This window comes from Streptomyces sp. NRRL F-2580 (assembly GCF_000720115.1).
Classification (GTDB): Bacteria; Actinomycetota; Actinomycetes; order Streptomycetales; family Streptomycetaceae; genus Streptomyces.
Genome location: NZ_JOIR01000018.1, coordinates 224,571 through 231,344, shown reverse-complemented (window position 1 = coordinate 231,344; position 6,774 = coordinate 224,571). Strand labels below are relative to the sequence as shown.

6 protein-coding genes and 4 pseudogenes are annotated in these 6,774 nt (G+C 64.0%); 5 read left to right on the top strand and 5 right to left on the bottom strand.

Features of this window, described 5'->3' with window-relative positions:
- Nucleotides 1-426 precede the first annotated feature (426 nt).
- Nucleotides 427-1,044 (bottom strand): HAD family hydrolase, encoded by a 618-nt coding sequence (locus IF88_RS0121935; RefSeq protein ID WP_037806618.1) that lies wholly within the window; start codon nt 1,042-1,044, stop codon nt 427-429.
- 415 nt (nt 1,045-1,459) lie between these two features.
- Between IF88_RS0121935 and IF88_RS48030 the strand changes: the two genes are divergently transcribed.
- Together IF88_RS48030 and IF88_RS49610 are read left to right on the top strand one after the other, a co-directional pair.
- Nucleotides 1,460-1,684: a hypothetical protein gene (locus IF88_RS48030; RefSeq protein ID WP_234323634.1), complete on the top strand. Its 225-nt coding sequence runs from the start codon at nt 1,460-1,462 to the stop codon at nt 1,682-1,684.
- A gap of 35 nt (nt 1,685-1,719) precedes the next feature.
- Nucleotides 1,720-2,235 (top strand): transposase, encoded by a 516-nt coding sequence (locus IF88_RS49610; RefSeq protein ID WP_420710993.1) that lies wholly within the window; start codon nt 1,720-1,722, stop codon nt 2,233-2,235.
- Nucleotides 2,236-3,092: 857 nt separating this feature from the next.
- Here IF88_RS49610 and IF88_RS43835 read toward each other — a convergent pair.
- Nucleotides 3,093-3,418: pseudogene (locus tag IF88_RS43835) on the bottom strand (transposase); the annotation flags it as partial.
- 169 nt (nt 3,419-3,587) lie between these two features.
- Between IF88_RS43835 and IF88_RS46630 the strand changes: the two are divergent.
- From IF88_RS46630 to IF88_RS0121910, 3 genes and pseudogenes are all read left to right on the top strand, one after another.
- On the top strand, nt 3,588-3,848 hold the full coding sequence (locus IF88_RS46630) for a hypothetical protein (RefSeq protein ID WP_158754498.1): 261 nt from the start codon (nt 3,588-3,590) through the stop codon (nt 3,846-3,848).
- Nucleotides 3,849-4,911: 1,063 nt separating this feature from the next.
- Nucleotides 4,912-5,034, top strand: a pseudogene (locus tag IF88_RS0121915) (IS5/IS1182 family transposase); the annotation flags it as partial.
- A gap of 212 nt (nt 5,035-5,246) precedes the next feature.
- Nucleotides 5,247-5,678 carry a VOC family protein gene (locus tag IF88_RS0121910; RefSeq protein WP_030714950.1) on the top strand — a complete coding sequence of 144 codons (432 nt, stop codon included), beginning with the start codon at nt 5,247-5,249 and terminating at the stop codon, nt 5,676-5,678.
- 68 nt (nt 5,679-5,746) lie between these two features.
- Here IF88_RS0121910 and IF88_RS49070 read toward each other — a convergent pair.
- The 3 genes and pseudogenes from IF88_RS49070 to IF88_RS48015 all read right to left on the bottom strand — a co-directional run.
- Nucleotides 5,747-6,031 (bottom strand): annotated as a pseudogene (locus IF88_RS49070) (transposase family protein); the annotation flags it as partial.
- Nucleotides 6,032-6,069: 38 nt separating this feature from the next.
- The gene (locus IF88_RS49065) at nt 6,070-6,519 is read right to left on the bottom strand and encodes a transposase family protein (protein WP_267884509.1); all 450 of its coding nucleotides are present in this window, start codon (nt 6,517-6,519) and stop codon (nt 6,070-6,072) included.
- A 4-nt stretch (nt 6,520-6,523) separates the two neighbouring features.
- A pseudogene (locus tag IF88_RS48015) lies at nt 6,524-6,592 on the bottom strand (hypothetical protein); the annotation flags it as partial.
- Between the last annotated feature and the right edge of the window lie 182 nt (nt 6,593-6,774).

Below are 6,774 nucleotides of genomic sequence, written 5' to 3'. Positions count from 1 at the left end.
CGAATTCCGCCCACACCGAACGTGCGGGCCGGTCCCATCGTCAATTGATACCTGAGAGCTACCGTTCAAGGAGAAGGGGACGCCTGTCGTCCACGCCCACGAGCTCAACGGACCGACCAGTGCCTACGCGCCCGCGTCATTCCGCGACGTCAAGGTCGTCTCGTCGGCCGTTACCTTGGGGGCGCTTGGTACCCCGGCGCACAGGGCGGCGAGCAGCTCCTCGGAGTCGGGCTTCAACCCGGTGCCCAGGTAACAAATTCCATCCCCTTCGGGTGCCGTGTCGCCCGGTCGTCCACCAGCTCACCGTGGAGAACCGCCAGTTGCGGACCGAGCTCACGGCGCCCGACGCACGAGTGCGGGTCCTTCCGACCCAACCCCGCCCAAGTGGCTGACTTCACGAGTCAGCCCTCACGACCCACAGTCTGCTCATACCCCCAGCGACACGAGGGCACTACGCAATCCCTCGACACCTCGGTAATGGTGACCGGTCAGTCCGGCGCTCTTCGCCGCCGCCACATGACCGGGAGTGTCGTCAACGAACAGACATCGGCGCAGTTCCGCGCCCACGGTCTGAGCTGCGGCCTCGAAAACTTGGTGATTGGGCTTGGCGACTCCGATACGAGCAGTGTTGATCACTGCGTCGAATGCGTCGGCCAGGCCCAGCGCGGCGAGATCCGCCTCCAGCCGTGTGGTGGCGTTGGAGACCAGGACCACAGGTATCCGGCTACGGACGGACGTCAACAGTTCCAGGACGTCAGTGTCGACGCGGCCGGTCAACGCCTCCCAGCCTCCCACGAGGTCCTGAGCAAGGGCCGCTGATCCACAGCTCCCGGCGAGGTCTTCCGCAACTCGCTGACGCCACTGCTCGTCGCTGATCCGACCGCTGACAGCCGCATCCAGAAGCGCAGGATGGAAAGCCGCAGCCGCAAGGGTGCCCTCGGCCAGTCCAGCCTCGCGATCGAGCGCGGTCATGCCATCCGGATCCCACAAGCGCACCACACCGTCCAAGTCACAGAGCACGGCGTCAAAGGGCGAATCACTCATGGCCTCGATCCTGCCAGACATCTCCCGCGCAGCGGATCGCCGGGCCAGCACATCAAAGCAGGACTCATTTCTCCAAGGAGGACAGCACATCCGAGCTCAGATTCATCGAAAGAATCAACACGCAGGACTTGATAGGGAAACCTGGGGCCAGCGCCGGACGACGGTGGCCGCGGCGCGGCCGGTGGCGATGTCGCAGAACACGCAGTCGGTGGGCATCGGGCTCCCTTGAACGAGGGCAGGCCCCGCCGATGGGCAGGGCCTGGGGTCGTGTGGTGTTGGCTTTGTTCACGGGTTGTGGTTCTGGCTCACTTTCCGTGGAGCATGCACGCTGAGTGACGGGGCTCGGGCGAGTCGGCTTGGGGAAGTTGCCCGGAATTGGCCCGTACCGGGTGCGGTGTGGCGGACAGTGCGGCTCGTGGAAGAAGTGGTGCTCCGGCTGGAGGAGTTGCTGTTCCCGTCGATCGCCGATGGCGCGGTGCTGTCGGTCGATGTGAACGACGAGGCGGTACACATAGAGGCCCGAAGCACGGTGATCGGGGTCGTCTGTCCCGACTGTGGGGTTTCGTCACGGCGGAGTCACAGCTCCTACCTGCGGTTTCCCGCCGATGTGCCCAGCGGAGGCAGGCGGGTCGCACTCTGATTACGCGTCCGCACGTTCCTCTGCCCGGTCATCTCGTGCGGACGGCGGACCTTCGCGGAACAGCTGTCAGGGTTGACCCGTCGTTAATCCTGGTCGATGTCGAAAGCCGGCGGCCGGTGGACCTGCTGCCCGACCGGGAGGCGTCCAGCCTGGCCGCCTGGCTCGCGAAACGGCCAGCGATCGAGGTGGTCTGCCGCGATCGCGCACCGTTCTTCGCCGAAGGCGCCACCGTCGGGGCACCCCAGGCGGTGCAGGTGGCGGACAGGTGGCATCTCTGGCACAACCTGAGCGAGGCCGCCGAGCGATGCGTCTCCGACGACCGGGGCCGCCTGCGGGTTCTGGCACCCAATCCTGCCCAGCCAGCCCCCGACCCGATAAGGTCCAAGACCCGACCGGCTCGCCTTGACCCACCGGCCACCGCTTCGCAGACCGCAGCCGCGCCAAGCACGCGACCGTCCACGAAATTGAAGTCGACCTTCCAGTCGGCCATGCCGGCCGCCCAGCCGAGCATCGCGGTCAGGACCTTCTCCTGGGACACGGTCCGCGTCTGATAGTGCTCGGCTGCCACGCCGTCCCGGAATTCGAGTTGGTACGTGTTGTCGTCACGCAGCAACACCTGGACATACCAGTTGCCTTCCGTGCCCTCCTCCTCGCGCTCCAGAATCAGATGCGCGTTACCACGCTGGAGGTTGGCCAGCATCCTGCCTATCGCTGGCTTCGAGGGCTTCTTCACCACGCGGCCCGCCTCATCAGTCGCAATCAGCATGGCGTGATCCTCCAACACGGCTCTGACATTGCCCCGGCGAGATGACAAAACATGTGATTCCGTGCGAGGAGGCAGCCAAGATCGCAGCAGCCAAGAAGGAGTCGGTGCTCGGGACGGAGGTACCCACGCGCCGCGGTGCCAGCGTGGGATACACGGACAGCTTCTCCTATAAGAAAACGTTCTTCGCCGAGCATCCGGAACCTTGAGCAGCACCCGCTCGGGGCCCCGCGCAAGCTGAGCGGCAGCAGTCCGGGTTCCCCGAGGAGCAGCTGCAGAAGCTCGGCTCCACAAAGGCCAGCGGGAGCAATCAACTTGGCCGTGAGCCGGCCTGCCGCCAGCCCCACGGCACGCGACCCGAACCAGCCACCGTGAAGAACCGCGCTCCGGCTGCGGTCACAGCGATGGCGTAAGCGGACGGACCCGGGGGCGGTGGGAGCTACAAGATTCGACCACTACCGACGGTGACTAATGATCACAGCCATGGGGCAGCTTTGCTCACGCCCGACCACGCAGTCATTGCTCACCAAGCACGGATTCCGATGTTTTCACAGGAGCCGGTGCTCGCCATACAGCGGACCCTAAAAGCCCCTTTGAAGACACCGCCTAGCTAGGGGTGCCGGTAAGAATGCTGTCACCGATCCTGCTCACGGTCCGTTCGACGACCCAGCGGTGACGGCCGAGCCGCCCGGAGGACTCGATGCCGCGGCGGGCGATCGGTGGCGGATGCCGCATTTGCGGAGCCAGCAGCCCAGATGGTCGTAGTCGTAGCCTTTGTCGGCGTGAAGCTTGTCGGGACGCCGTCGGCGAGGTCCTCGCCGGGACCTGATCGCCGGGATGCCCCGCACGAGCGGTTCCAAACCGAGGCTGTCACGCATGTTCGCGCCCGAGATGCCGAGCAAGAGCGGCAGTCCGTTCCGGTCGGTGAGCAAGTGGATTTTCGATCCGGGCTTTCCGCGGTCGGTCGGATTTCGCGGTTCTGGCTCACTTTTCACCCAGGCGCCCCATCGTTGTACGGCGTGTTCGGCCGGTGGAGCTTCATCCCAACTCCCCCAGATGCGTGGACTGCACGGCAGTGCGACGGTAGAAGTAGCGGACCGGAACTGCCTACCATCCGCCCTATGCGGGAGAGATGCTGACATGGCGACGACACCTCACGCTGGCTCCAACACTGACATCTGCGCCAAGATGCGCCACGAAGCTGAGCTGAGTAAAAAGGCACTAAAAGACAAGAGAACAAAGCTCTCCGAGCTCGAGCTCAAGCTCACGCATGAAACGGATCCGATAACGACTCAACAACTGAAGAAGGCGATTGAAGAGTTCAAAACTGAAATAGAGTTCGACGAAGCCCAACTGGAGGTTGAGTTGCAAGACGTTCTCTTCCATTGCAGTGGCCACTAGCACTCCAGCAGCGGTTCGCTATCTGGCCTGGTCAGAGGCATCGTCCAGAGTGTCAATCTCTGCGACACGACAAGACGGATTATCATCGATAATTTGATTCTTTCCAGTCTCCAGTGGCTTTACATAGCTGACGTATACATAGTCAGTCGCGATCCTGTTATCGGAATCCCCGAATGCCACAATTTGCGTATAGGTGTGTTCATTTAGCGCATCTTTGTTCTTGACATATACCGTAGCAGTCACCTGCGGGTAACCGTAATCTCGATTGAGTCGACAATCAGTGACCCTCCATGGCGCATGTCCGGAAGGAACTGACAGCTCGCTGATAGGACTGGCAGTGGAGGTATCCGTTGCAGGTTCCCGAATAGATGACGGAGCCGACGGTGACTCCGCAGTTGGACTGGGAGGCGAAGTCGTGGAAAAGGTCGAAATCAGACTCGTGCCATGTTTTCACTGACGGTCGTCACGGAGCAGCAGTCGTCCCTGCCAGCCGCCGCTTTCGTCGCGGCCTGTGCCCTTGTATTCACGGTCGCCTCGTTTTGGTGGCTCAGACGTCATCTCATTTGGCCTCTCCGGTAACCTGCCGGCGTGGAGATCTCGGGGGGGGCGTCGGCACGGTCGCTCTCGGACAGGCACGGGGCCGACGTATCGCCTTCGGCCTCGATGAGCCGTCCCGGCCAGTGGCGAGTCAACCCCGACGCTCGCACACTGAAGCTAAAGCAAGGGGCGATAAGCACTGGGGCTACTTCAGTACATCTCGACCATGCATATCGGCAGGGGCTGATCCTCGATGACGAAACCTAGCGAGCAGCAACACCCAGCAGAAACCCACCATGAACTCGTATGGGAAGCCTTTTGCGAGGAAGACAACACCGTCATCAGTGGCGAGTTTGTTCGCAAATCGGGCGCCAGCAGGGCTGCCAGGGAACACAACGCGCAGTTCACTCCACCACATCACGCCACGCCACAGCAACGCTTTCCTGACACTGATCCTGACAAGCCGCCTCACCACCCTCACCACTAGATGCTCCGCCTTTGGTTCGTGAGAGGACCCCTCCCCGGCACAATGTCCTGGCTCGCCGGGTGCCGCCGACTGCGCCGCCGCTACGAGCGCAAAGCCGAGCACTTCCTCGCCTTCACCAGCATCGCCTGCACCCTCATCTGCTACCGCAGACTCACCAAATGAGATGACGTCTAAGGGCTGTCCCGTAACTGATCTTTGGCACGAGAGTGGTCGGCTGAGATCGGATCCTGGGTCCCACCCTTTGGAAGAGGCGCCGACCTCGGTTCACCCCTGTGCCCGCACGACACAGCAGCGGATGGCAGGGGCCGTCCTCCCGGCAACGTGTGGATCCACCCGCCCGGGGAGATGAGCAGGGCCCCTGTTATCGTGCGCCGATGTCAACGATCAAGCAGTTCCAAGTGACCTTCGACTGCGCGGAACCTGCGCGCCTCGCCGCCTTCTGGTGCGAGGCGCTGGGGTACGTCGTACCGACAGTCCCGGAGGGCTTTGCCACGTGGGAGGAGTACCACCACTCGCTGCCGCCTGAGGACGAGGTCTACTTCGCGTGCGCTGATCCCTCGGGTTTGGGCCCGCGTGTGCTCTTCCAGCGAGTTCCCGAAGGCAAGGTCGTCAAGAACCGGGTGCATCTTGATGTGCGGGTCGGCACAGGGCTCGTGGGTGACGAGCGCCTGGCCACACTCGAGGCCGAATGCGCACGGCTGATGGCGCTCGGCGCGAAACACGTGCTGACGCAGCGCGCCGATGGCGTCAACGAGTCGTGCATCACGATGCAGGACATCGAGGGCAACGAGTTCTGCCTCGCCTGATTCTCCTCCGAGACTGCGAGGGGGGAGCCGTCTCCCGGGGACCTCTCGGGTCTCGTATGCGGCAGAAGCTATCCCGTGAGAGCGAGGGTGTGCAGTCGGGCGATGCCGAGCATGGCGTGTCGGACCCCGTCGCCCTTGAGACGGCAGTCGCGGAGGATCTTCCAGGTCTTCATGCGGGCGAAGACGTGCTCGACGCGGGCCCGGACCTGTTTGTGCGAGCGATTGTGCTCGCGCTTCCAGCCCGGCAACTCTTCGCCCGGGGTGCGGCGGTGGGGCATGAGGAGGCCGGTGCCCGGATAGCCGCCGTCGGCCATCGTGAGGGCCCTGCCCACGGCGGCCTTCGCGCCAGACTTGCCACACGTCGGAGAATCCGTGCGCGATGGCCGGGGCGTCAGCGGGCAGTGGCCCGTCGAGCGCGGCGGCCACGGGGGATCTCCACGGCCGGGCCGCCAATCAGGTGCTTGACCAGGCCTAACTGCCGGGCGTGGGTGATGTCGGCACAGCTTGCCGGCTGGGCGGGACTGCAGAACAGGAGCTTGCCGCCGGCATCGGCGAGGACCATGGCCTTGACGGCGTTCTGCTTGTTCTTGCCGGAGATGAACTTCTCTCGGTCCTTGCGGCCGGCGGCGGGCCTGCGAACCCGGATCTCGGTGCCGTCGATGATCCCGGTCTGTCCGCCGGCGCCGAGGTGGTCGATGACTTCGGCGAGGCTGCGGAGCCGGACGCCGGTGGCGATGGTGCAGCCGCGGGCTGCGAGCAGCCGCCGCACCTCGCCGATAGCGCGGGTGATTGTGGACCGGTCCGACACCAAACCAGCAGGCCAGCACGTCGTGAGTGGCACCGTGGCGAAGGTGGACGAGCGTGGCCAGGAGCCTGTCGACAAAGACCAGCTGGTGCTTTGCGCCGGCGCCCACGGCCCGCTTGCGTGGCCTGGACACCAGTCTCGCCTGGTGCTGCTCATTCCATAACGGACCTACCTCGGCGACGAGTTCGGCGATCACATCGGCCGACAGACCTGTGATCCGCCGACCGCTGATGATCGCTGCACGAGTCGCTGTCCCCACCACATGAACATGATCAGGGATCAAGATCCAGC

Bases quoted from the DNA above. Each gene is read 5' to 3' on its own strand.
- IF88_RS0121935 (WP_037806618.1), bottom strand. From the start codon at position 1,044: ATGAGTGATTCGCCCTTTGACGCCGTGCTCTGTGACTTGGACGGTGTG.
- IF88_RS0121910 (WP_030714950.1), top strand. From the start codon at position 5,247: ATGTCAACGATCAAGCAGTTCCAAGTGACCTTCGACTGCGCGGAACCT.
- IF88_RS46630 (WP_158754498.1), top strand. From the start codon at position 3,588: ATGGCGACGACACCTCACGCTGGCTCCAACACTGACATCTGCGCCAAG.